This window comes from Pseudomonas sp. c313 (genome assembly GCF_055407145.1).
Genome location: NZ_JBUZRD010000003.1, coordinates 580,857 through 601,803 on the forward strand (window position 1 = coordinate 580,857; position 20,947 = coordinate 601,803).

Below are 20,947 nucleotides of genomic sequence, written 5' to 3' on the forward strand. Positions count from 1 at the left end.
GGCTGGTCCTAAAACACAAAGGCTCCGTCAAACACCGGCTTGTCATCCAGCGCCAACACGCCACTGGCAAAGATCAAATCCAAGTGATGGCTGCCTTTTTGGCCGCCGCCCAGACCCAAATGCAGCCCGCAGTGGCGCTCCTCAAAGCCAGCATTACGCGCATACAGATCCTTGACTCCTTCATTGGTACCAATGCCCAGCTCCTCCACCCGACGGTTGGAAGGGTTGGCATTCAGGTATTTGTTGAAGTCATCCGCCAGCCCCGGCACATCAGTGGCGACGGTACAGATGGTCGAGTTCTCAATCCACAATTCCAGCGGTGATTGCAGCACGCCGTATTTGCGGGCGAAGGGAATGGTGCTGAGGAAGGTACCAACAAACTTGACTTGGCCGTTGATGGCCTCGCTGTGGGTCGCGATCTCACCGGGGGCCAGGTCGTGGTTACCGACGCCGTTGATATTGGTCCACTTCTTGATGCTGCTCATGGGCGCGTCAAGGCGCGAGCCATGTTCGTCGGTAAAGCTCAACACGCTGGCCTGGGACATGCGCCGGATGAGCGTGGCGTTGAGGTCGGCAATGCGCTGCGGGGCGACGCTGAAGGTGTCGTAGAAATAGTCGCCATAGTCCTTGAGCAGCAGGGACTTTTTCCAGTGCTCGGCCATCACGTCTTGCAGGGCACGAATAAAGTCCGGACCTTCGGCGCGCGGGTTGGGCAGGGTCGAGGAATCGTAGAGAAACATGTACAGGTCGCAGTCTTCGATGGACTTGGCCAGAGCTTCACTGGGCGCAAGCTCCAGGCGCTGCAGCTGGAAATTGAATCGGGCGGCACTGCCTTGGGTGATCGCCTGAGTGATGGCTTCATAGCGCTCGGTGTAGCCCACGAGTACGGTGGGGTGGTGAACGCCGGTCAGGGCCGGGTGATGGGCGAGGTAGTAGAGAAAATGTTCAACAGCGCGGGCCTTGTCCATGACGTCCTTCCTTCAAAGCCTTCGGTAGGAGTGGCAGATGTGGCGCACCGCATCTGCCCGGATGGCTGATCAGGTCAGAAAGGCCACATCGCCGTGCCAAATGGCACAACGGCATCGGCCTGCATCATTTCAACGGCGGCCTCATGGGTCGGCGCTTCAAACCAATCGTCGAGTTGCAGTTCGGTTTCCAGGTCGGTTTCCAGTGCTTGCATGGTGAATCTCCTAGAGGACGTTGTTTGAGGACGGACATGCCAACGGGCTTCGTTGAGCAAGTGGAAAGAACCTAGGCGAGAGTGTTTCATAATGCAAAAAATATATTGACACGGTTCCATTTGGATAATTTTTTCTGTTTTTGCGTGCTTGTTTTTATCAATTGAAAACAGTGGTCTAGCTGGGAGTTGTCAGCAGGAAAGAGCCTTCGCCAATTTCCTGTTGTCGCACGAATTTGCCTCAGCGAGTGCTGAACAGACACCTGCAGATATCTGGTCGGTGAAACGCGGAGTTCGGTCCGAGTGGGTTTTGCGGTGTACAATGCGCGGATTTTTTACGGTGTTGGGTTTTGATCGGCGCTTCCTGATTACGTTACCGGGGTAGCAACGTGCAACGAACATCATCAAACCTGGCGTGAGGCCTTTTTCATGAGTGAACCCAACTCGCATTCAGGTGAACTGAAGCGCGGCCTGAAAAATCGTCATATTCAACTGATCGCCCTCGGTGGCGCGATTGGTACCGGGCTGTTCCTGGGGTCGGCCGGCGTGCTGAAATCCGCCGGGCCGTCGATGATCCTCGGCTACGCCATCTGCGGCTTTATCGCCTTCATGATCATGCGCCAGCTCGGCGAAATGATCGTCGAAGAGCCTGTAGCCGGTTCCTTCAGTCACTTTGCCCACAAGTATTGGGGCGGATTCGCCGGTTTTCTGTCGGGCTGGAACTGCTGGATTCTCTACATTCTGGTGGGCATGTCGGAGCTTACGGCCGTCGGCAAATACGTGCATTACTGGTGGCCGGACGTCCCGACCTGGGCCTCGGCCGCGGTATTTTTCGTGATGATCAACGCGATCAACCTGGCCAACGTCAAAGTCTTTGGCGAGGCAGAATTCTGGTTTGCGATCATCAAGGTGATCGCCATCATCGGCATGATCGCCTTGGGCAGCTACCTGCTGGTCAGCGGCAATGGCGGGCCACAAGCCTCGGTGACCAACCTGTGGGAACACGGCGGCTTCTTTCCCCATGGCGTTGGTGGCTTGGTGATGGCCATGGCGATCATCATGTTTTCCTTCGGCGGCCTGGAAATGCTCGGTTTCACTGCTGCTGAAGCGGACCAGCCACGGACCGTGATTCCCAAGGCCATCAACCAGGTGATCTACCGGATTCTGATTTTCTACATCGGCGCCCTCGTCGTGCTGTTGTCACTTACGCCGTGGGACAGCTTGCTGGTGACCCTCAATGCCTCCGGCGATGCCTATAGCAGCAGCCCGTTCGTCCAAGTGTTCTCGATGCTGGGCAGCAACACCGCCGCGCACATCCTCAACTTCGTAGTGCTGACGGCAGCGCTGTCGGTGTACAACAGCGGCACCTACTGTAACAGCCGTATGCTGCTGGGCATGGCCGAGCAGGGTGACGCGCCCAGGGCTCTGGCGAAGATCGACAAGCGCGGCGTGCCGGTGCGTTCGATCCTGGCGTCGGCGGTGATTACGTTTGTCGCGGTGCTGATGAACTACCTGATCCCGCAACATGCGCTGGAACTGTTGATGTCCCTGGTGGTTGCAACGCTGGTGATCAACTGGGCGATGATCAGCTTCTCCCACTTCAAGTTCCGCCAACACATGAACCGCACCGGCCAGGTGCCGCTGTTCAGGGCGCTGTGGTATCCCTACGGCAACTACGTTTGCCTGGCGTTTGTGGTGTTTATCCTGGGCATCATGCTGATGATTCCGGGGATTCAGGTTTCGGTGTATGCGATTCCGGTGTGGGTGGCGTTTATGTGGGTTTGCTACATCATTAAGAATAAGCGCAAGGCTCGGGAGGATTTGAGTGCGCAGGTTTCGCAACTGAAGTAACTCCCCTGCATCACAGCAAACCCGGCGATATGCCGGGTTTGTCCGTTCCTGCCTTCGCGTATCCTTGACTCCCTTGAACCACGGACCTTGCTTTCCATGCTGGTGATTTCCAACAACGTGCACCTGCCCGACGCCGAGATCGAGTTGACCGCCATCCGCGCCCAAGGCGCCGGTGGTCAAAACGTCAACAAGGTCTCCAGCGCCGTGCACCTGCGCTTTGACATCCTTGCCTCGTCCCTGCCGGCGTTCTACAAGGAACGCCTGCTGGCCCTGCGCGACAGTCGCATCACCAGCGAAGGTGTGCTGATCCTCAAGGCCCAGCAATACCGGACCCAGGAGCAGAATCGCGCCGATGCCCTGGAACGCCTGGTGGAGTTGATCCTCAGCGCTACCAAGGTCGAAAAGAAGCGCCGCCCCACCAAACCCACCTTGGGCTCAAAAAAACGTCGCCTGGAATCCAAGACCAAGCGCGGCAGCATCAAGGCCGGACGCGGCAAGGTCGACTTCTAGGTCGCTTGCCGCTCTTCACGGTGCTTCGGCGCCTGCCGGTACAAGTACAGGCTCAGCAGCAACCCGCAAAACGCCGCAATGGCTGCAAACAGGAAGATTGACGCAAAGCCGAACCCCGCAGCAATCGCCCCGGCCAGTGGCCCGGTGATGCCCAACGACAGGTCGATAAACAGCGAATACGCCCCCACCGCCGCGCCCCGGCTGGAGGCTGGCACCAGATTGACCGCCTCCACACCCAATGCCGGGAACACCAGGGAAAAGCCAAACCCGCTTAACGCCGCCCCGGCGAGGGCCAGATGGGCGTCCGGTGCCAGCCACAGCAACAGCAGGCCCAGGGTTTCCACCGACAGGCAGACAATCGCCACGCGAAAGCCACCAATACGGTTGATCAGGTTGCCGAACAACAGCCGCGCGCCGATAAAGCTGGCGCCGAACAGGCTCAGGCACAGCACCGCGTTGTCCCATTGTTGGGTGGCGTAATACAGGGTGATGAAGGTGGCGATGGTGCCAAAACCAATAGAGCCCAACGCCAGGCCACAGCCGTGGGGTAGTACGCGGCCCAGCACATGCATGAATGGCAAGCGCTCGCCCACCACGATGGGCGCCGCCACTTTCGGCCAGGCCAGCAGCAAGCCCAGCACTGCGAGCAAGATGATGCTGACGCCCATGCTCCATAGCCCGAAGTGACGGACCAGCAGCACCCCCAGCGGCGCGCCGACCGCCAGGGCGCCGTAGCTGGCGATGCCGTTCCAGGAGATGACCTTGGCGGTGTTCGCTGCGCCGACCCGGCCAATGCCCCAGCCGATGGAGCCTGAGCCCACCAGGCTTTCGGCGCTGCCGAGCACCAGGCGGCCGATCAACAGGCTGGTCAGGCTCAGCGCCGGCAGGTCCGAAAGCCAGGCCGAGAGCAACATGAACACGCCGCTCAGGCCGCAACCTGCCAGGCCATATATCACTGCGTGCTTGCTGCCCAGGTTATCAATGATGCGCCCGGCATACGGTCGGCTCAGCAGGGTGGCCAGGTATTGCACGCTGATTACCAAACCAGCGATGACGGCGCCGAAGCCCAGGTCGCTGTGCACATAGCCCGGCAGCACGGCCAGGGGAATGCCGATATTCAGGTAGCCGATGAAGGTGAAGAGAACAATGGAAACAACTTGCAGTGTGACCGCCATGGGGCGCTGGGTATCTGGCATGGGGAGAGGTCCACTGTCGCAGCAGGAAAAGATAGGCAGCTTATGATACCGATGCATTGGTCGATGCAGGGCGGCAAAACGAAAAAGCCTGGATCAAAGGCCTGGGATGCCAGCTGCCAGTCAGCGCTCGGTAGGTTTGAGCAATTGCGTGGTTACCAGGGCGGCAAGGGCGTTTTCCTGGGTGCCGAAGCGCTTGAGCAGCAGGGCCTGTTTTTGCGCGCTGAGGCGGTTCCAGACATCGACCATCTGCAAGGCAGTGTCGAGCAAGGCGTTGTCGGGTGGGGTGTTGGTGGTGTTGGTCATGGCGGGTGTCTCACGGTGTTCAGGCGGTGTGGAAAGCGCTCAATGTCACGCTTTCCACACGGTCTGGGTACGGCGCTCAGTCCTGGCTTTCGCTGTCGACTGGCTTTGCCTCTTTTGGCTGGGGCTGTTCGCTGCCGGCCTGTTGCGGGGTTGGCTGCTCAGTTTCGCGCAGGCTTGGGAAGGGGAGATTAGGTATTTCGTGCATCGTCGTCGCTCCTCGCAAGGTCTGTTTTTTCAATTGCAGGTGATTCCGCGCTTTCAGAAAGCCTTGGCAGGATACAGCACTGTAAATGACAAAAAGACTTTTATATCGGCGGATGTACGAACCTTCATCGCAAAGACGCAAGTGACAAGAGGTCACACTTGGCCCTGGCGCTCCATCGCCGCCTTGTAGATTGAGTTCTTCGGCTGGGCAAAGACCCGGGCCAGCATCGGTTCGAAAAAGCTCAACGCCAGGGTGTCGTAGGCCGGGTCGAACGCCGCCGCGTCGTACTGCGCGCAGAACTCAATGGTTTGCTGGTACTGCGGGTGGTCACCAAATTGCTCGCGCAAGTGGCGGTCCATCCCCAGGTGGTGGAAAAAGTAGTAGCCCTGGAAAACCCCGTGCTTTTCCACCATCCATAAATTTTCGGGGCTGACGAAGGGCTTGAGGATAGCGGCGGCGATGTCCGGGTGATTATAGGAACCCAGGGTATCGCCGATGTCATGGAGCAGTGCGCACACCACGTACTCTTCGTCACGGCCATCGTGCCAGGCGCGGCTGGCTGTTTGCAGCGAGTGGGTCAGGCGGTCCACCGGGAAACCGCCGAAGTCGCCCTCCAATAACCGCAGGTGCGCGACAATCCGTGTCGGCAATTGCCGGGCATAGGCGCTGAAATCCTTGGCGATGATCGCCCAGTCTTCCTGGGTGCCGTCCTGCATATGGGTGAAGCGGGCCTGCTGGTTCATCGGCGGTTCTCTTATTGTTTTTAAGGCGTGGACTAAAACGGTACCTTGCCCAGAACCATGTCGCGGTACATCACAAAATCCCCCAACAAGCTGTAAAGCGGATGCTGGAAGGTCGCCGGACGATTCTTTTCGAAGAAAAAGTGGCCGATCCAGGCAAAGCTGTAGCCGGCCACCGGCAACGCGAGCAGCAGCCACCAGGCGCCTTTGCCCACGGCAAAGGCCAGAATAAAAATCACCAGGCTGGTGCCAATAAAATGCAGGCGGCGGCAGGTGCTGTTGCCGTGTTCACTCAGGTAATAGGGATAAAACTCGGCGAAGCTTTTGAATTGTCTGACGTTTTCCACGGTGGATGGCCCTTTGTTTATTGTTCTGCTCGACAGATGTTCGGCGGGGAGCTTATTTGAGTCTAGAGTCATCAGTGGTAACGGCCAGTGACAATAGATGCCACTTTAGTATCCTTGGGTTCTTGGCTGTGGTTTCAGCCTACCTTTATTGGAAAACGTGTTAAAAAACGCCATGAGCGAACGAACGACTTCTGCAAGCTGGGCGATGGGGATAGTCAAGGCACTGGAGATGGACGGCCTGGATTGCCGCGCCTTGTTCAAGCAGCTTGGCCTGGACTACGCCGCTCTGGATGATCCTGATGCACGCTTCCCGCAGGACTCCATGACCCGGCTCTGGCAGCGGGCGGTGGAGTTGTCGGGCAACCCGGCGATTGGCCTGAACATGGGCAAGGTAGTGCGCCCGGCGTCGTTTCATGTGGCTGGCTATGCCTTGATGTCCAGCCGCACCCTGGCTGAAGGCTTTATGCGCCTGGTGCGTTATCAGCGGATCATTGCCGAAAGCGCCGACCTGAGTTTCCGACTTTTACCCGAAGGCTATGCGCTGATTCTTACGGTACACGGCGACCATCTACCACCCACCCGGCAAAGTGCCGAGGCGTCACTGGCCTGTGCCTTGGCATTATGCGGTTGGCTGACCGGACGAACCCTGCAACCGCGCAAGGTGCTGGTGCAGGGCGATCAGCCGGCGGATCTGGAGCCCTATAAACAGGCATTCCATGCGCCCCTGGTGTTCAACGCCCCTTATGACGCGCTGATCTTCGAACGATCGGATATGGAAGCGCCACTGCCCACGGCGAACGAGGCGATGGCGTTGCTGCATGATCGCTTCGCCGGCGAGTATCTGGCGCGCTTTTCGGAAAGTCGGGTGACCCACAAGGCGCGGCAAATGCTGTGCCGGCTGCTGCCCCAAGGGGAACCCAAGCGCGAGGTGGTGGCCCAGGCGTTGCACCTGTCCCAGCGCACCCTGCAACGGCGCTTGCAGGAGGAGGGCACCAGTTTCCAGACCCTACTGGACGACACCCGTCGCGAACTGGCCGAGCAATACCTGGCGCAGCCGTCGATGACCCTGCTGGAAATTGCCTACTTGTTGGGGTTTGCCGATCCGAGCAACTTCTTCCGGGCATTCCGGCGTTGGTTCGATGCCACGCCCGGCGAGTACCGGGCGCGGTTGTTGGAGGGTGCCGCGACCGTCAGTGACGCCAGAATGCCGGAATGCACAGCACAAACACCGTAATGATCTCCAGCCGTCCCAGCAGCATGCCCAGGGACAGGATCCACTTGGCTGCATCCGGCAGGCTGGAGAAGTTGCCAGCTGGGCCGATGGTTGCTCCCAGCCCAGGGCCTACGCCGGATACGGTACTGGCGGCGCCGGTCAACGCGGTCATCCAGTCCAGGCCCAGCAGTGACAGGGCCAGGGCGATCACGCAGATAGTGATGGCGAAGAAGAACGAGAAGGTCAGGATCGAACGCACGATCTCCTCGTCCAGACGGTGACCGTTGTACTGCTGCTTGATCACTGCACGCGGGTGAATCAGCTGGTTCAAGTTAGTCTTGAGCAGGATGTAGGCCACCTGGAAACGGAAGATCTTGATCCCGCCCGCCGTGGAGCCCGAGCAGCCACCGATAAAGCCCAGGTAGAAGAACAACATCAGTGAGAAGTTGCCCCACAGGCTGTAGTCCCCAAGGGCGAAACCGGTGGTGGTCACCACGGAGGTAACGTTCAGTGCCACGTGGCGCAACGCATCCAGCCAGTGCAGATTGGTAGTCCACCAGTACCAGGAGCCCAGTACCAGCCAGGTCACCAGCAGCAATCCGAGCAGGCCTTGCACCTGCTGATCCTTGAGCAGCGCCCGCCGGTTGCCGCGCAAGGTGGCGACGTACAAGGTGAACGGCAAGCTGCCCATAATCATCACCACCACTGCTACCCAGTGCACCGCCGGCTGTTTCCAGTGGGCCAGGGACTCGTCAGAGGTGGAGAAACCACCGGTGGAAATTGCCGACATGGCGTGGTTGATCGCATCGAACAGGCTCATCCCAGCCCACCAGAACGCTAGGCTGCCGAGGATGGTGATACCGACATAGGCCGCCACAATCAGTCGCGCCACCATGTGCGAGCGGGGCATGAGCTTCTCCGAACGGTCCGAGGACTCGGTCTGGAACAGGCGCATGCCGCCGATACGCAGCAGTGGCAGGATCGCCACCGCCATGCCGATAAAGCCGATACCACCGAGCCAGTGCAGTAGCGAGCGCCACATCAGGATGCCCGGCGACATGTTGTCCAGGCCGCTGAGCACCGTGGAACCGGTGGCGGTGATGCCGGACATGCTTTCGAAGAAGGAGTCGGTGTAGCTGATGCGTTGGGTCAGCAGGAATGGCAGCGCGGCAAACATGCAGACGGCCACCCAACTGGAGACTGTCAGCAGGTACATGTCCCGAGGACGCAGGTGCACGTGTTCCGGGCGACCGGGGATGACCAGGGCCAACCCTGCGATAAAGGTGATCAGGCTGGCCCAGAGAAAGGACGGCAGGTCGCTGGTGCGTTCGAAAATCACCAGGGTCGCCATTGGCACCACCATGGCGATCGCGAGGGTGATCAGGAAGATGCCGATAATGAAACCGATGATCCGTAAGGTCGGCAACGCCATGAGGTCCACTCGGGTGACAGGAAAGGCCGCCATTCTACCTGTGGTGCAGTCCATGTAAACCGGGCATAAAAAAGGCGACCCGAAGGCCGCCTCATTCACTCACTCAACCCTTGGCGATCAAAACGCGTGATCGGCACTGTCCGGGTTCAGGTCGCCGATGCCCAGCTTGCCGGCCGCCTGCTCGATGGAGCCAGTTTGCTTGACCAGGGAGGCGATGGCGTCGCGCACAATCTGGTTGCCAGCTTCGTTGCCTGCCGCGATCAGTTGGTCGTAGTGCTCACCCTTGTTGGCGTGGTCAACCATGACCTGGATTTTCGCTTCAGTGGCAGCCAGGTCAGCCTTGAGGGCTTCGTCGGCGGCTGGGTCAGTCTTGGCCACCAGGGAGGACAGGCTGGCGCCGGTCAGCTTGGTACCGTCGACACGGGTGTATTCGCCCAGGTAGACGTTACGGATGCCTTTGGCGTCGTAGAACTGTGAGTTGTGGGTGTTATCGCTGAAGCAGTCATGCTCGTCTTCCGGCGAGTTGGCTTCCAGGGACACCTTCATGCGTTCGCCCGCCAGTTCACCCAGGGACAGGCTGCCCATGCCGAACAGCATTTTGCGCAGGCCGTTGGTGCCAGGTTCCGCTTCCAGTGTGGCGCGGTAGTTGTCTTCGACGTTGGGCTTCCAGTTGCCGACCATTTCTTCCAGGTCGCTGACCAGCAGTTGGGTCACAGCGCTCAGGTAAGCACGGCGACGCTCGTTGTGGCCACCAGTGGCGCCTTCACCTTGCAGGTAGTCCGAGGCCGGACGGTTGCCGGCGCCAGGGCCGGTACCGTTCAGGTCCTGGCCCCAGAGCAGGAATTCGATGGCGTGGTAGCCGGTGGCGACGTTGGCTTCGGAACCGCCCAGCTCATTGAGGCTGGCGAGTTTTTCTGCAGTGATGTCCTTGACGTCGATCTTGTCTTCGCCGACCTGGATCTCGGTGTTGGCGATGATATTGGCGGTGGCGCCCGGGTTGCCGAGGGCGTGTTCGTAGGTTTTGTCGACGTAGTCGATCAGGCCTTCGTCCAATGGCCAGGCGTTCACCTGACCTTCCCAATCGTCAATGATGGTGTTGCCGAAGCGGAACACTTCACTCTGCAGGTACGGCACGCGTGCGGCGATCCAGGCGGTACGGGCCGCTTTCAGGGTTTCGTCGTTCGGCTTGGCAAGGAAGGCGTCGATGGTGGTTTGTAGGGTTTTCGCCGTGGACTCGGAGTCGCTGTAGACAGCGAACACGATGTCAGCGTAATGCGCGACCACTGCCTTGGCGGCGGCCTCGTCGACCTGGCCTGCCGTGCCGGCAGCGGGTGCGGTAGTGCTGGCGGCTGCAGCAGGTGCTTGAGGAGCAGCAGCCTTGTCTTTGCCCTCACCGCAACCGGCGAGAGAAATGGCAATGGCCAGCAGACTGGCGGTGGCCAGGGGCATACGAATCATGGCGAACATCCTGCTTCGGTAGATTATCGGGGGCGCATGGCTGCGCGCAAAACTACGACATAATGCGAAAGATTTGCATTTTCTGTAAAGGGTTAACGTTGTAAATAGTTAATATCGATTTGCCACTGGCCCAGCACCGCGCCCCGGAGTGCCATCATCGGCATAGCCGCTGCCTCGTTCTACTCAACAGCGGCTATGCCGTGTAGTGAGCAAAAATCCATCACAGAATCAAGGAGTTATTGCGCTCGGCTTGTTTCAGGTATGCCACCAACTCCCGCGCCGGTAATGGCTTGCTGTAGTGATAGCCCTGACCTTCATGGCAGCCTTCGGAGATGATGTAGGCCTCCTGCTCGGCAGTCTCCACTCCTTCGGCGATGACCTGCATGCCGAGGCTTTTGCCCAATTGAATGATCGCCCGCACGATGGTGGCATCGTCGTCGTCGTCCAGCAGGTCCTGGACGAAGCTCTTGTCGATCTTGATCTTGTCCAGCGGCAGGCTTTTCAGGTAGCTGAGGGATGAGTAACCCGTGCCGAAGTCATCAATGGCGATCAGCGCCCCGGAACGGCGTAGGCTCAGCAGGTGCTGGGCGGCGGTGCTGATGTCTTCCATCAGGCCGGTTTCGGTGACTTCCAGCTCCAGGCTGCGGGGCGGCAGGCGGTAGATCTGCAGCAGGTTATTGACCACTCGCGGCAACTCGGCGTGGTGCAACTGCACCGTGGACAGGTTGACCGCCATGCGCAGTTCGGTGAAACCCTGGTCATGCCATTCCCGCAGTTGCCGACAAGCCTGGTCCAGCACCCATTCGCCGATGGAAATAATCGTGCCGTTCTGTTCCGCCAGGGGAATGAACAGATCGGGCGGTACCAAGCCGTGTTCCGGGTGTTGCCAGCGAATCAACGCTTCGACGCCGACCACACGGTGATCGAGGTAGCTGATTTGCGGCTGATACACCAAGTAAAACTGATTGCGGCCCAAGGCCTCGCGCAGGTCTTTCTCCAGTTCGCGGCGGCGGCGCATCTCGCTGTCGACGCTGGCGATATAGAACTGATAGCGATTGCGTGAGCGGCTTTTGGCCAACGTCATGGTCTGTTCGGCTTTTTGCAGCAGCTTCTCGGTGCTGTCGCCGTCTTCCGGGAACAGGGTGATGCCGATGGTGGCCCTCAGGCGGATTTGCTCGTGGTCGAGGGCAAACTCGGCTTCCAGGTCATCGAGGATGCTTTGCGCCAGTTCGGCGGCTTCGTAGGGTTGCTCGATATCGGCCTGGACCAGGGCGAACTGGTCGCCCCCCAAGCGGGCGAGGGCGCCGAGGCGGCCGCTGTGGGCGCGCAGACGGTCGGCCAGGGCCAGCAACAATTGGTCGCCGACCTGGTAGGTGAACTGCTCGTTGACGCTTTTGAAGTCATCCAACCCGACGCACAGCACTGCCACTCGCCGTTGCCGGCGTCCGGAGTCGATCAGGATCTTGTCCAGTTGCTCCTGCAGTTTCTGGCGATTGGGCAGGCCGGTGAGGAAGTCGTACTGGGCCATGCGCAGCAGACTGTTTTCCGCCTCGTGGCGCAGATGGGTGTTGCGTTCGATGGACTCGAGCAACTGGTTGGCGGTGTTGATCCACAGGCCCAGCTCGTTCTTTTCGTGGCCCTTGAGCTGTGGGATCTTGTGCTCGCTGGGGCGGTCGGGGTTGATCGAGCTCAGGTGTTCGATGATCCGCGACAGCGGCTTGGTCAGTAGCCAGTGATAGACCAGGTACAGCACCAGGCCCATGGCCAGGGCTCGCAGCACCCCGGAGATAAAGATGATCACCGAGTTGACAATAAAGCCTTTGCCGTAGGTGGCGGTGTCGAGGGTGATGCTCAGGTCGCCGTAATACTCGCTGTAGGGCCCGCGCCCCACCAGCGGTGTGGTGAAGGTGCGCTCCTGGCCGAGAATCAGGTCAGTGAGCCAGCGGCTGGGGGATTGCTGCAAATCGCGGCTTTTTTTCGCGAGCATGGCTTCGTTGGGGTGGCCAATGGAGGCCATGCGTACAGCGTCATCCTGAAACAGGCCTTCGATGACCTGCATGCCCATTTCGCGATCCAGGCTATAGACGGCCTGGGTCGAGGGGTCGCGAAACATGTCGAGGATGCGCTGGGCATCGCCGGCCACGGCCTGGCGCGTCTTGTAGGCGTCGAAGACAATCTGCGCCACGCTCAGCGCCACGCCCACTATCAATGCCGAAAGCAGCACCACCCGTAGCAACTTCACCGACAAGCTGTTTTTGAGTTCCAGCTTCAAAGGGTCATTCCTTGTTCCATGCGGGTAGCCTCAATATGCCATGAGTATTGGCAATCCTGTGGTGGCAGTCAAAGGGACAATGAAGCAGTTGCAGGTTTGACACCGCGCGGGCTCGTTTCTGGGCGATGGTGCGCGGCGGATTTACATCCGCCTGCGCGGTAGCGGGGCTGGAGACGGGTAACTTATGGGCAGGTTTGGAACGGTGGCTTTGGAGGTTCGAACCTCAGCTGAACGTGATGGTCTTGTTCTGAGCTTTTATCGTGGCGTCGAAATTTACGGACTTGTTTTGCTCCGCGGTTGTGTTTTTCAGTGTGTCGCCCAATGTTTTCGCTACCACATCGGCGAAGGGTTGGATCAGGGGCGCGATCGACTTGGTTATATCGGCAGCCGCTTTGGCCAGCTCGCCAATCACGGGGAGTGCTGCTAATACTGACATAGACATCGTGAAATCTCCGACAGGGATGAGAGGGTTATTCCTCATCGACTAGGTGGCAGCAGCTACTCATTGGGTTCCATATTGACCGCATAAAACGCATAAAAAAGCCCGGCAATTGCCGGGCTCTTTCTACTGCAAGGGTTGCTTAAGCAGTGAAGGTCTTGCCTTCGAACTGCTCAGCGACGAACTTCCAGTTGACCAGGTTCCAGAACGCTTCCACATACTTTGGACGCACGTTGCGGTAGTCGATGTAGTAAGCGTGTTCCCAGACGTCGCAGGTCAGCAGCGGGGTATCGCCGCTGGTCAACGGGTTGCCGGCGCCGATGGTGCTGGCCAGGGCCAGGGAACCGTCAGCTTTTTTCACCAGCCAACCCCAACCGGAACCGAAGGTGCCGACGGACGTCTTGGTGAATTCTTCCTTGAACTTGTCGAACGAACCGAACGCAGCGTTGATGGCTTCAGCCAGCGGGCCGGTAGGTTGACCGCCAGCGTTTGGCGCCAGGCAGTTCCAGTAGAAGGTGTGGTTCCAGACCTGAGCGGCGTTGTTGAAGATGCCGCCCGAAGAGGATTTGACGATCTCTTCCAGGGTCTTGCCTTCGAACTCGGTGCCAGGCACCAGGTTGTTCAGGTTCACGACATAGGTGTTGTGGTGCTTGTCGTGGTGAAATTCCAAGGTTTCCTTGGAGATGTGCGGCTGCAGGGCATCGTGTGCGTAGGGCAGCGGCGGCAATTCGAAAGCCATGATGATTCTCCTAATCAGGTCAGTTGCGGTGAGCGCAAGGCCGATCACGGGCGGCCAAACAAGCGCCGGGGAGTTTGTACTCTTTGCGGCGCAGGGACAGGATCATAGCACCGGGGGTGCGGCATAACCACGCAACAACTGTGTGGGATAGAGGTTCCAAAGTCTTTTGGATGCTCTTCAATTAAGATCAGACGGCGCTTATTAATTGATAGGCGACGCTGAACATCATTACCGCCACCAACAGGTCCAGCAGGCGCCACGTCGCAGGGCGCGCCAGCCAGGGTGCCAGCCACGCCGCACCCAGGGCCAGGGCGGAAAACCACAGGAATGACGCACTGGCGGCGCCTGCTACATAGGCGCCGGGTTCGGTTTGCTGGGCGCCCAACGACCCAATCAACAATACGGTGTCGAGATACACGTGAGGATTGAGCAGCGTCACGGCCAAAGCGCTGAGCATCACCGCACGCAACGAGCGAACCTTTTGGTTTGCCCCTTGGCCCATGCTCTGCCGCGAACAGGCCCGACGCAAGGCGAGGGCGCCGTACCACAGCAGGAACGCCGCGCCACCCCAGCGCGCAATCGCCAGCAGCAATGGATTACTCGCCAGTACCGTCGCCAGCCCAAACACCCCGGCGGCCACCAGTAGCGCATCGCAGACCACACACAGTGCCGCCACCGGCAGGTGATGCTCACGGCGCAGGCTTTGCGCCAGGACAAAGGCGTTTTGTGTACCGATGGCCATAATCAACCCCAGGGCCACCAGCAGTCCGTTCACATAGCTTTGCCACATAAGGTTTACTCCGCGTCCGCCGCCAATTTCCGCAACACCGTCATTGCCTGTTCAGCATCGTCGCGGCCGACAAACAAGTGATCGTGGTAGTAACCGGCGATCACGTTGCAACTGATGCCAGCCTTGCCCAAGGCGCTGGCGAATGCCGCGGTCAGGCCAACGGCTTCCAGGGCCGAATGCACATTCAAGGTGATCCACGCTGCCACATATTCGAACGGCAACCCGGTCTGCTCGGCCTGCTGGCGCTCGACGATTACCGTCAATCCTTCCTGCTCGCGGAAGCTGCCGATCACCTCGCAACCTTCCGGGATACGGTTGTCGGCCAGGGTGCAGAACACGTAGTCACCGTCATTGAGGTGCGGGCTCATGCTCCGCAACAGGGTTGCCAGGGCGGTTTCGCCAGCCATGTGGATAATCCTTGAAGATAAGAAGCGATGCTGGCTATTCTCCGGCCCAAAGCTGTATAAGAAAAACCAATATTGCTGATCGCTCATTAGGGAAACTGATGTTCGACTATAAATTGCTTTCCGCCCTGGCGGCGGTGGTGGAACAAGCCGGTTTTGAGCGCGGTGCCCAGGTGCTGGGCATCTCGCAATCGGCGATCTCCCAGCGCATCAAACTGTTGGAAGCGCGAATCGGCCAGCCTGTGCTGGTGCGAGCCACGCCGCCTGTGCCTACGGAAATCGGCCGGAGGTTGCTCAACCACGTGCAGCAAGTACGGCTGTTGGAGCGCGACCTGCAAAGCCAGGTCCCGGCGCTGGACGAAGAGGGCATGCCCGAACGCCTGCGCATCGCCTTGAACGCCGACAGCCTGGCGACCTGGTGGGCGCAAGCGGTGGGTGATTTCTGCGCCGAACAGCACCTGCTGCTGGACCTTGTGGTAGAAGACCAGACCGTTGGCCTCAAACGCATGCGTGCCGGTGAAGTGGCGGCCTGTGTTTGCGCCAGTGAACGGCCGGTCGCCGGTGCCCGCAGTTTGTTGCTGGGGGCGATGCGTTACCGGGCGCTGGCCAGCCCCGCATTTATCGCCCGGCACTTTCCCGATGGCGTGCGTGCCGATCAACTGGCGCGTACCCCCGCATTGGTGTTTGGCCCTGACGATTTCCTGCAGCATCGCTACCTGGCGTCCTTGGGCGTCGACGGTGGTTTTGAGCATCACTTGTGCCCGTCTTCCGAAGGTTTTATCCGCCTGACGGAAGCCGGTTTAGGGTGGGGCCTGGTGCCCGAGTTGCAGGTGCGCGACCAGCTTGAGCGCGGTCTCCTGGTGGAGTTATTGCCAGATAAGCCCATTGATGTGCCGCTGTACTGGCATCATTGGCGCAGTGGCGGGCAATTGCTCGGTTTGTTGACCGAGCATCTGGCCCGGGCCGGCGGCCAATTGCTGGTGCCCTTGGAGTGACAGTCAGCGTCAAGGCAACAGGTAGGAAAAACCAAAGAATGCGGAGTAATACATGAAAATTCTGGTCACCGGCGCAAGCGGCTTCATCGGCGGGCGCTTTGCGCGTTTCGCCCTGGAGCAGGGCCTGGACGTGCGGGTCAACGGGCGCCGGGCCGAAGGTGTCGAGCACTTGGTAAGGCGCGGCGCCGAGTTTATCCAGGGTGACTTGAATGATCCGGACCTGGTGCGCGACCTGTGCCACGATGTCGAAGCTGTGGTCCATTGCGCTGGCGCCGTAGGGCTTTGGGGGCGTTACCAGGACTTTCACCAGGGCAACGTGCTGGTCACCGAAAACGTTGTTGAAGCCTGCCTCAAGCAGCGGGTCGGGCGCTTGGTGCATTTGTCGTCGCCGTCGATCTATTTTGATGGCCGCGATCACCTGGGGCTGACCGAAGAACAAGTGCCCAAACGCTTCAAGCATCCTTATGCAGCCACCAAGTACCTGGCTGAGCAAAAGGTATTCGGCGCCCAGGAATTCGGCCTCGAAGTACTGGCCCTGCGCCCGCGCTTTGTCACGGGCGCCGGCGATATGAGCATCTTCCCGCGCCTGTTGAAAATGCAGCGCAAAAATCGTCTGGCGATCGTCGGTGATGGCCTGAACAAGGTCGACTTCACTAGTGTGCACAACCTCAACGAAGCGCTGCTCAGCAGTTTGCTCGCCACGGGCTCTGCGTTGGGCAAGGCTTACAACATCAGTAACGGCGCGCCGGTGCCGGTGTGGGATGTGGTCAACTACGTTATGCGGCAAATGGAACTGCCTCAGGTCACCCGTTACCGTTCCTACGGTTTGTCCTACAGCGTTGCGGCGCTCAACGAGGCGTTTTGCGCGATGTGGCCGGGGCGCCCGGAGCCTGCCCTGTCACGGTTGGGGATGCAGGTGATGAACAAGGATTTCACCCTCGACATCAGCCGCGCCCAGCATTACCTCGACTACCAGCCCAAGGTCAGCCTGTGGACCGCTCTCGATGAGTTTTGCAGTTGGTGGAAGGCTCAGGATGCGGCCTTCAAATAACCGGCAATACACCGAGAGCCGAATTTCGGGTTCATGGCCGATCAACGCGACGTGCAAGGGGTTTATACTCCCGCCGCTGGGCTTTCCATGTGGCTACCTCAAGGGTTTAAGGTTGATTCATGCGTAACGATGCTAACGACGACTTCGACAACGTGCCGAGCCTTCGCGCCGACAGTGCGGACGACGATGATTTTGTGCCGACCCCGGCCACTTCCGTACGCTCCCGACCCGCACCGGTGGTCAAGGTCAAGAGTGCGAGCACCGGCCCGCTGTGGGCATTGGTTGGCGCGCTGTTGTTCGCCTTCGCCGGTCTTGCCTGGTGGAGCTTCCAGCAGATTTCCCTGATGGGGCAGCAGTTGGTGGCGACCCAGGAAAGCTTCGCGCGCATTAGCGAAGAGGCGGCAGGGCGCCTGCAGGACATTTCCGGCAAGGTGGTGGCCAGTGAGGCCAGCGTCAATAACGGCAGCGAAGCGCTGAAGATGCAGATCAAGCAGCTTGAAAGCCAATTGCTGGAGCAGGGCAAGCAGCAACAAGGCGTGGCCGGCCAGGCTACCGACCTGGACAAGCGCCTGGCGCAGATGACTGCCAGCACCACTGAGCTGGCGACTGCCAATGTGCAATTGCAAGCCCAGGCCAAAGCCCTGGCGGCTGAACTGGCGACGCTTAAAGCCGCTCAAGTTGAAGCGGGCAAGGTGAATGCCGAGGTCAAGGAGCTGAGCACCGATGTAGCGTCCTTGAAGAAACAGGGCAATCCAACGGTAGCCATCGCCCGTCTGGAGCAGGATCTACTGGTACTCAAGAGCGAGCAGGACAACCGTCCGGCTGCTTCCGAGGGTCCTACCAACAAAGAATTCGATGTGTTCCGCATCCAGACCACCCGCAATATCACCACCTTGCAGAGCCAGGTGCAGAACCTGCAACAGCAACTCAACGCGCCAGCCAAGGTCACGCCGCTCGGGCAATGACCTCCTGAATGAGTGGGCTTGTTGTGGCGAGGGGGTTTGCCACAACAAGCCCTCATCACAAGTGATCTGTTCGATTCATGTCACCAGCCAGTGACATTTCCAGCCCCCTTCGTTACTTGCCCCCGCCCACCCTTTGTTTAGACTCCTGCCATCCCACAAAAACAAAAAGGGCCAATCATGACCATGCAACCGCTGCCTTCCAGCAGTTGGCTGAACGCACCTGCCCATCACGCCTGGCTCTCCGCCGAAGGCCAGCGCCTGCTGTCGTTCGCCAAGGCCTCCAAACTCCCGGACGGTTTCGGCAACCTCGACGACCAAGGTCGCCTGCCCACCAATGCCCGCGCCGAAACCATGAACACCGCCCGCATGACCCACAGCTTCGCCATGGCCCATGCCATGGGGCTGCCGGGTTACGCCGATCTGGTGGAACACGGCGTCGCAAGCCTCAGCGGCCCGCTGCGGGATGCTGAATATGGCGGCTGGTTCGCGACCCCTGGCGCCAGCGACGGCAACACCGGCAAGGCTGCCTATCTGCATGCCTTTGTCGCCCTGGCGGCCAGCTCTGCCGTGGTAGCCGGCGCACCCGGTGCGCAAACCTTGCTCAACGACGCCATCCATATCATCGACCAGTATTTCTGGAGCGAGGAGGAGGGCGCGATGCTCGAATCCTTCGCGCAGGACTGGAGCGGCGTAGAAGCCTATCGCGGTGCCAACAGCAACATGCACGCCACCGAGGCCTTCCTTGCCCTGGCCGATGTCACGGGTGACAAGCGTTGGCTGGACCGGGCGCTGCGCATCGTCGAGCGTGTTATCCACAACCACGCTGGCGCCAATCAATTTATGGTGATCGAACACTTCGACCGCCACTGGCAACCGTTGCGCGGTTACAACGAAGACAACCCGGCTGACGGCTTTCGTCCCTACGGCATCACCCCTGGCCATGGCTTTGAGTGGGCGCGGCTGGTACTGCATCTGGAAGCGGCGCGCGAGCAAGCCGGGCTGGTTACACCCGACTGGCTGCTGGCCGACGCCAAGGGTTTGTTCGCCAGCGCCTGCGAATACGGCTGGGCCGTGGATGGCACGCCCGGCATCGTCTACACCCTCGACTGGGAGCAACGCCCGGTGGTGCGCGAGCGTTTGCACTGGACCCACGCCGAAGCCAGCGCCGCTGCACAGGCCTTGCTCAAACGCACCGGCGAGCTGCATTACGAAGCCTGGTATCGGCGGTTCTGGGAGTTCTGTGAAACCCGCTTTATCGACCGCATTCATGGCAGTTGGCACCATGAACTGAACCCGAAAAACCTGCCGAGCAGCAAGATCTGGGGCGGCAAGCCGGACCTGTACCATGCCTGGCAAGCGGTGCTGCTGCCCGGCCTCCCCTTATCCCCGAGCATGGCCAGCGCTCTGGGCACGGCTGCCCATGTAACCAGCTGGTGACATTCGAGCGTCCCTTTGTTACCTGCAAGTCAAAAATCCCTGTTTAGAATCCCATGCAGCGCAAGCACCAGACTTGCATGCATAACAACAAGAAAAGGTACTCAGATGAACGCGATTAATCGCCTCGCCGTCGCTATTTCCATTGCCTCGTTGTTTCCCCTCACTGCTCTTGCCGCCGACTCGAAAGGGACGGTTGAAGTTGTGCATTGGTGGACCTCCGGCGGTGAGAAAGCGGCGGTAGATGTCCTGAAGGCCCAAGTCGAGAAAGACGGCTTCACCTGGAAAGACGGCGCCGTCGCAGGTGGCGGTGGTGCCACAGCCATGACCGTGCTGAAAAGCCGTGCGGTCGCTGGCAACCCGCCAGGTGTTGCCCAGATCAAAGGCCCGGACATCCAGGAATGGGCGTCTACCGGGCTGCTCGACACCGACGTCCTGAAGGACGTTGCCAAGGAAGAGAAGTGGGACAGCCTGCTCGACAAGAAAGTCTCCGATACCGTGAAGTACGAAGGTGAATACGTCGCCGTGCCGGTGAATATTCACCGCGTCAACTGGCTGTGGATCAACCCTGAAGTCTTCAAAAAAGCCGGTATCGAAAAAAATCCTACCACCCTCCAGGAATTCTACGCGGCCGGCGACAAGCTCAAGGCGGCGGGTTTCATCGCGCTCGCTCACGGCGGCCAGCCTTGGCAGGACAGCACCGTTTTCGAAGCCGTAGTGCTTTCGGTCATGGGTGTAGACGGCTACAAGAAAGCCCTGGTCGATCTGGATAACGCCACCCTGACCGGTCCTGAAATGGTCAAGGCGCTGACAGAACTGAAGAAAGTCGCGACCTACATGGACGCCGATGGCAAGGGCCAGGACTGGAACCTGGAAGCGGCCAAGGTCATCAACGGCAAGGCCGGTATGCAGATCATGGGTGACTGGGCCAAGAGCGAGTGGACAGCGGCCAAGAAAGTCGCCGGCAAGGACTACGAATGCGTAGCCTTCCCTGGCACCGAAAAAGCCTTCACCTACAACATCGACTCCCTGGCGGTGTTCAAGCAGAAAGACAAGGGCACTGCGGCGGGTCAGCAGGACATCGCCAAGGTCGTCCTGGGTGAGAACTTCCAGAAAGTCTTCAGCATCAACAAGGGCTCGATCCCGGTTCGTAACGACATGCTGAGCGACATGGGCAAGTACGGTTTTGACTCCTGCGCCCAGACCGCGGCCAAGGATTTCCTGGTGGATGCCAAGTCCGGCGGCCTGCAACCAAGCATGGCGCACAACATGGCGACCACGCTGGCCGTACAGGGCGCGTTCTTTGACGTGGTGACCAACTTCATCAACGACCCGAAGGCCGACCCTGCGCAAACCGCCAAGCAACTGGGCTCAGCGATCAAGTCTGCCAAGTAAACCCCTATGGGAGCGGCGCACCGCCGCTCCC

The 20,947-nt window shown here is 59.6% G+C and carries 22 protein-coding genes; 8 read left to right on the forward strand and 14 right to left on the reverse strand.

Annotation, left to right across the window (positions count from 1 at the left end; genetic code table 11):
- Positions 1-8: 8 nt before the first annotated feature.
- Together ACZRKZ_RS12175 and ACZRKZ_RS12180 are read right to left on the reverse strand one after the other, a co-directional pair.
- Positions 9-968 carry a M29 family metallopeptidase gene (locus ACZRKZ_RS12175; RefSeq protein ID WP_463966888.1) on the reverse strand — a complete coding sequence of 320 codons (960 nt, stop codon included), beginning with the start codon at positions 966-968 and terminating at the stop codon, positions 9-11.
- A 74-nt stretch (positions 969-1,042) separates the two neighbouring features.
- Entirely contained in the window at positions 1,043-1,180 is a 138-nt protein-coding gene (locus tag ACZRKZ_RS12180; protein WP_178114440.1) for a hypothetical protein, read from the reverse strand.
- Between the two features lie 426 nt (positions 1,181-1,606).
- Here ACZRKZ_RS12180 and ACZRKZ_RS12185 point away from each other — a divergent pair, with 426 nt between their 5' ends.
- Together ACZRKZ_RS12185 and arfB are read left to right on the forward strand one after the other, a co-directional pair.
- A complete protein-coding gene (locus ACZRKZ_RS12185) occupies positions 1,607-3,028 on the forward strand; it encodes an amino acid permease (RefSeq protein WP_463966887.1) in 1,422 nt (473 codons plus the stop codon).
- A 96-nt stretch (positions 3,029-3,124) separates the two neighbouring features.
- Positions 3,125-3,538, forward strand: a complete 414-nt coding sequence (gene arfB, locus ACZRKZ_RS12190; RefSeq protein WP_133099531.1) for an alternative ribosome rescue aminoacyl-tRNA hydrolase ArfB — start codon at positions 3,125-3,127, stop codon at positions 3,536-3,538.
- On the opposite strand, the gene ACZRKZ_RS12195 is transcribed toward arfB, so the two are convergent.
- From ACZRKZ_RS12195 to ACZRKZ_RS12215, 5 genes are all read right to left on the reverse strand, one after another.
- Positions 3,535-4,734 carry an MFS transporter gene (locus tag ACZRKZ_RS12195; protein ID WP_463966886.1) on the reverse strand — a complete coding sequence of 400 codons (1,200 nt, stop codon included), beginning with the start codon at positions 4,732-4,734 and terminating at the stop codon, positions 3,535-3,537. The two genes, arfB and ACZRKZ_RS12195, sit on opposite strands and share 4 nt — an antisense overlap.
- Positions 4,735-4,854: 120 nt before the next feature.
- Entirely contained in the window at positions 4,855-5,037 is a 183-nt protein-coding gene (locus tag ACZRKZ_RS12200) for a hypothetical protein (RefSeq protein ID WP_463966885.1), read from the reverse strand.
- 76 nt (positions 5,038-5,113) lie between these two features.
- Complete coding sequence (locus ACZRKZ_RS12205; RefSeq protein WP_256666316.1) at positions 5,114-5,242, reverse strand: hypothetical protein; 129 nt, start codon at positions 5,240-5,242, stop codon at positions 5,114-5,116.
- 152 nt (positions 5,243-5,394) lie between these two features.
- Positions 5,395-5,985 (reverse strand): HD domain-containing protein, encoded by a 591-nt coding sequence (locus tag ACZRKZ_RS12210; RefSeq protein WP_463966884.1) that lies wholly within the window; start codon positions 5,983-5,985, stop codon positions 5,395-5,397.
- Positions 5,986-6,017: 32 nt separating this feature from the next.
- On the reverse strand, positions 6,018-6,329 hold the full coding sequence (locus ACZRKZ_RS12215; protein WP_149413769.1) for an Mpo1-like protein: 312 nt from the start codon (positions 6,327-6,329) through the stop codon (positions 6,018-6,020).
- A gap of 172 nt (positions 6,330-6,501) precedes the next feature.
- On the opposite strand from ACZRKZ_RS12215, the gene ACZRKZ_RS12220 reads away from it, so the two are divergent.
- Entirely contained in the window at positions 6,502-7,563 is a 1,062-nt protein-coding gene (locus ACZRKZ_RS12220; protein WP_463981700.1) for an AraC family transcriptional regulator, read from the forward strand.
- Here the strand turns inward: ACZRKZ_RS12220 and ACZRKZ_RS12225 are convergent.
- The 7 genes from ACZRKZ_RS12225 to ACZRKZ_RS12255 form a co-directional block, all read right to left on the reverse strand.
- Positions 7,520-8,974 (reverse strand): TrkH family potassium uptake protein, encoded by a 1,455-nt coding sequence (locus ACZRKZ_RS12225; protein WP_463966882.1) that lies wholly within the window; start codon positions 8,972-8,974, stop codon positions 7,520-7,522. The genes ACZRKZ_RS12220 and ACZRKZ_RS12225 overlap by 44 nt on opposite strands.
- Positions 8,975-9,091: 117 nt before the next feature.
- Positions 9,092-10,432 (reverse strand): imelysin family protein, encoded by a 1,341-nt coding sequence (locus tag ACZRKZ_RS12230; protein ID WP_463981701.1) that lies wholly within the window; start codon positions 10,430-10,432, stop codon positions 9,092-9,094.
- A 220-nt stretch (positions 10,433-10,652) separates the two neighbouring features.
- A complete protein-coding gene (locus tag ACZRKZ_RS12235; RefSeq protein ID WP_463981702.1) occupies positions 10,653-12,704 on the reverse strand; it encodes a putative bifunctional diguanylate cyclase/phosphodiesterase in 2,052 nt (683 codons plus the stop codon).
- A 223-nt stretch (positions 12,705-12,927) separates the two neighbouring features.
- Positions 12,928-13,146 carry a hypothetical protein gene (locus tag ACZRKZ_RS12240; protein ID WP_133099522.1) on the reverse strand — a complete coding sequence of 73 codons (219 nt, stop codon included), beginning with the start codon at positions 13,144-13,146 and terminating at the stop codon, positions 12,928-12,930.
- A gap of 139 nt (positions 13,147-13,285) precedes the next feature.
- The gene (locus ACZRKZ_RS12245) at positions 13,286-13,882 is read right to left on the reverse strand and encodes a superoxide dismutase (protein ID WP_463966879.1); all 597 of its coding nucleotides are present in this window, start codon (positions 13,880-13,882) and stop codon (positions 13,286-13,288) included.
- Positions 13,883-14,069: 187 nt separating this feature from the next.
- A complete protein-coding gene (locus ACZRKZ_RS12250) occupies positions 14,070-14,672 on the reverse strand; it encodes a LysE/ArgO family amino acid transporter (RefSeq protein ID WP_463966878.1) in 603 nt (200 codons plus the stop codon).
- A gap of 5 nt (positions 14,673-14,677) precedes the next feature.
- Complete coding sequence (locus tag ACZRKZ_RS12255; protein ID WP_463981703.1) at positions 14,678-15,079, reverse strand: ACT domain-containing protein; 402 nt, start codon at positions 15,077-15,079, stop codon at positions 14,678-14,680.
- A 98-nt stretch (positions 15,080-15,177) separates the two neighbouring features.
- Between ACZRKZ_RS12255 and ACZRKZ_RS12260 the strand changes: the two genes are divergently transcribed.
- The 5 genes from ACZRKZ_RS12260 (at position 15,178) to ACZRKZ_RS12280 (ending at position 20,916) form a co-directional block, all read left to right on the forward strand.
- Positions 15,178-16,071, forward strand: a complete 894-nt coding sequence (locus ACZRKZ_RS12260) for a LysR family transcriptional regulator ArgP (protein ID WP_463966876.1) — start codon at positions 15,178-15,180, stop codon at positions 16,069-16,071.
- Positions 16,072-16,123: 52 nt separating this feature from the next.
- Positions 16,124-17,122: an NAD-dependent epimerase/dehydratase family protein gene (locus ACZRKZ_RS12265; RefSeq protein WP_133099518.1), complete on the forward strand. Its 999-nt coding sequence runs from the start codon at positions 16,124-16,126 to the stop codon at positions 17,120-17,122.
- 119 nt (positions 17,123-17,241) lie between these two features.
- Complete coding sequence (locus tag ACZRKZ_RS12270) at positions 17,242-18,087, forward strand: ATPase (RefSeq protein ID WP_463981704.1); 846 nt, start codon at positions 17,242-17,244, stop codon at positions 18,085-18,087.
- Positions 18,088-18,264: 177 nt separating this feature from the next.
- The gene (locus ACZRKZ_RS12275; RefSeq protein ID WP_463981705.1) at positions 18,265-19,524 is read left to right on the forward strand and encodes a D-mannose isomerase; all 1,260 of its coding nucleotides are present in this window, start codon (positions 18,265-18,267) and stop codon (positions 19,522-19,524) included.
- Positions 19,525-19,629: 105 nt separating this feature from the next.
- The gene (locus ACZRKZ_RS12280) at positions 19,630-20,916 is read left to right on the forward strand and encodes an ABC transporter substrate-binding protein (RefSeq protein ID WP_149413781.1); all 1,287 of its coding nucleotides are present in this window, start codon (positions 19,630-19,632) and stop codon (positions 20,914-20,916) included.
- Positions 20,917-20,947 lie beyond the last annotated feature (31 nt).

Coding starts and splice junctions, on each gene's coding strand:
- ACZRKZ_RS12175 (WP_463966888.1), bottom strand. CDS start 968: ATGGACAAGGCCCGCGCTGTTGAACATTTTCTCTACTACCTCGCCCAT.
- ACZRKZ_RS12180 (WP_178114440.1), bottom strand. CDS start 1,180: ATGCAAGCACTGGAAACCGACCTGGAAACCGAACTGCAACTCGACGAT.
- ACZRKZ_RS12185 (WP_463966887.1), top strand. CDS start 1,607: ATGAGTGAACCCAACTCGCATTCAGGTGAACTGAAGCGCGGCCTGAAA.
- arfB (WP_133099531.1), top strand. CDS start 3,125: ATGCTGGTGATTTCCAACAACGTGCACCTGCCCGACGCCGAGATCGAG.
- ACZRKZ_RS12195 (WP_463966886.1), bottom strand. CDS start 4,734: ATGCCAGATACCCAGCGCCCCATGGCGGTCACACTGCAAGTTGTTTCC.
- ACZRKZ_RS12200 (WP_463966885.1), bottom strand. CDS start 5,037: ATGACCAACACCACCAACACCCCACCCGACAACGCCTTGCTCGACACT.
- ACZRKZ_RS12205 (WP_256666316.1), bottom strand. CDS start 5,242: ATGCACGAAATACCTAATCTCCCCTTCCCAAGCCTGCGCGAAACTGAG.
- ACZRKZ_RS12210 (WP_463966884.1), bottom strand. CDS start 5,985: ATGAACCAGCAGGCCCGCTTCACCCATATGCAGGACGGCACCCAGGAA.
- ACZRKZ_RS12220 (WP_463981700.1), top strand. CDS start 6,502: ATGAGCGAACGAACGACTTCTGCAAGCTGGGCGATGGGGATAGTCAAG.
- ACZRKZ_RS12225 (WP_463966882.1), bottom strand. CDS start 8,974: ATGGCGTTGCCGACCTTACGGATCATCGGTTTCATTATCGGCATCTTC.
- ACZRKZ_RS12230 (WP_463981701.1), bottom strand. CDS start 10,432: ATGATTCGTATGCCCCTGGCCACCGCCAGTCTGCTGGCCATTGCCATT.
- ACZRKZ_RS12240 (WP_133099522.1), bottom strand. CDS start 13,146: ATGTCTATGTCAGTATTAGCAGCACTCCCCGTGATTGGCGAGCTGGCC.
- ACZRKZ_RS12245 (WP_463966879.1), bottom strand. CDS start 13,882: ATGGCTTTCGAATTGCCGCCGCTGCCCTACGCACACGATGCCCTGCAG.
- ACZRKZ_RS12250 (WP_463966878.1), bottom strand. CDS start 14,672: ATGTGGCAAAGCTATGTGAACGGACTGCTGGTGGCCCTGGGGTTGATT.
- ACZRKZ_RS12255 (WP_463981703.1), bottom strand. CDS start 15,079: ATGGCTGGCGAAACCGCCCTGGCAACCCTGTTGCGGAGCATGAGCCCG.
- ACZRKZ_RS12260 (WP_463966876.1), top strand. CDS start 15,178: ATGTTCGACTATAAATTGCTTTCCGCCCTGGCGGCGGTGGTGGAACAA.
- ACZRKZ_RS12265 (WP_133099518.1), top strand. CDS start 16,124: ATGAAAATTCTGGTCACCGGCGCAAGCGGCTTCATCGGCGGGCGCTTT.
- ACZRKZ_RS12270 (WP_463981704.1), top strand. CDS start 17,242: ATGCGTAACGATGCTAACGACGACTTCGACAACGTGCCGAGCCTTCGC.
- ACZRKZ_RS12275 (WP_463981705.1), top strand. CDS start 18,265: ATGACCATGCAACCGCTGCCTTCCAGCAGTTGGCTGAACGCACCTGCC.
- ACZRKZ_RS12280 (WP_149413781.1), top strand. CDS start 19,630: ATGAACGCGATTAATCGCCTCGCCGTCGCTATTTCCATTGCCTCGTTG.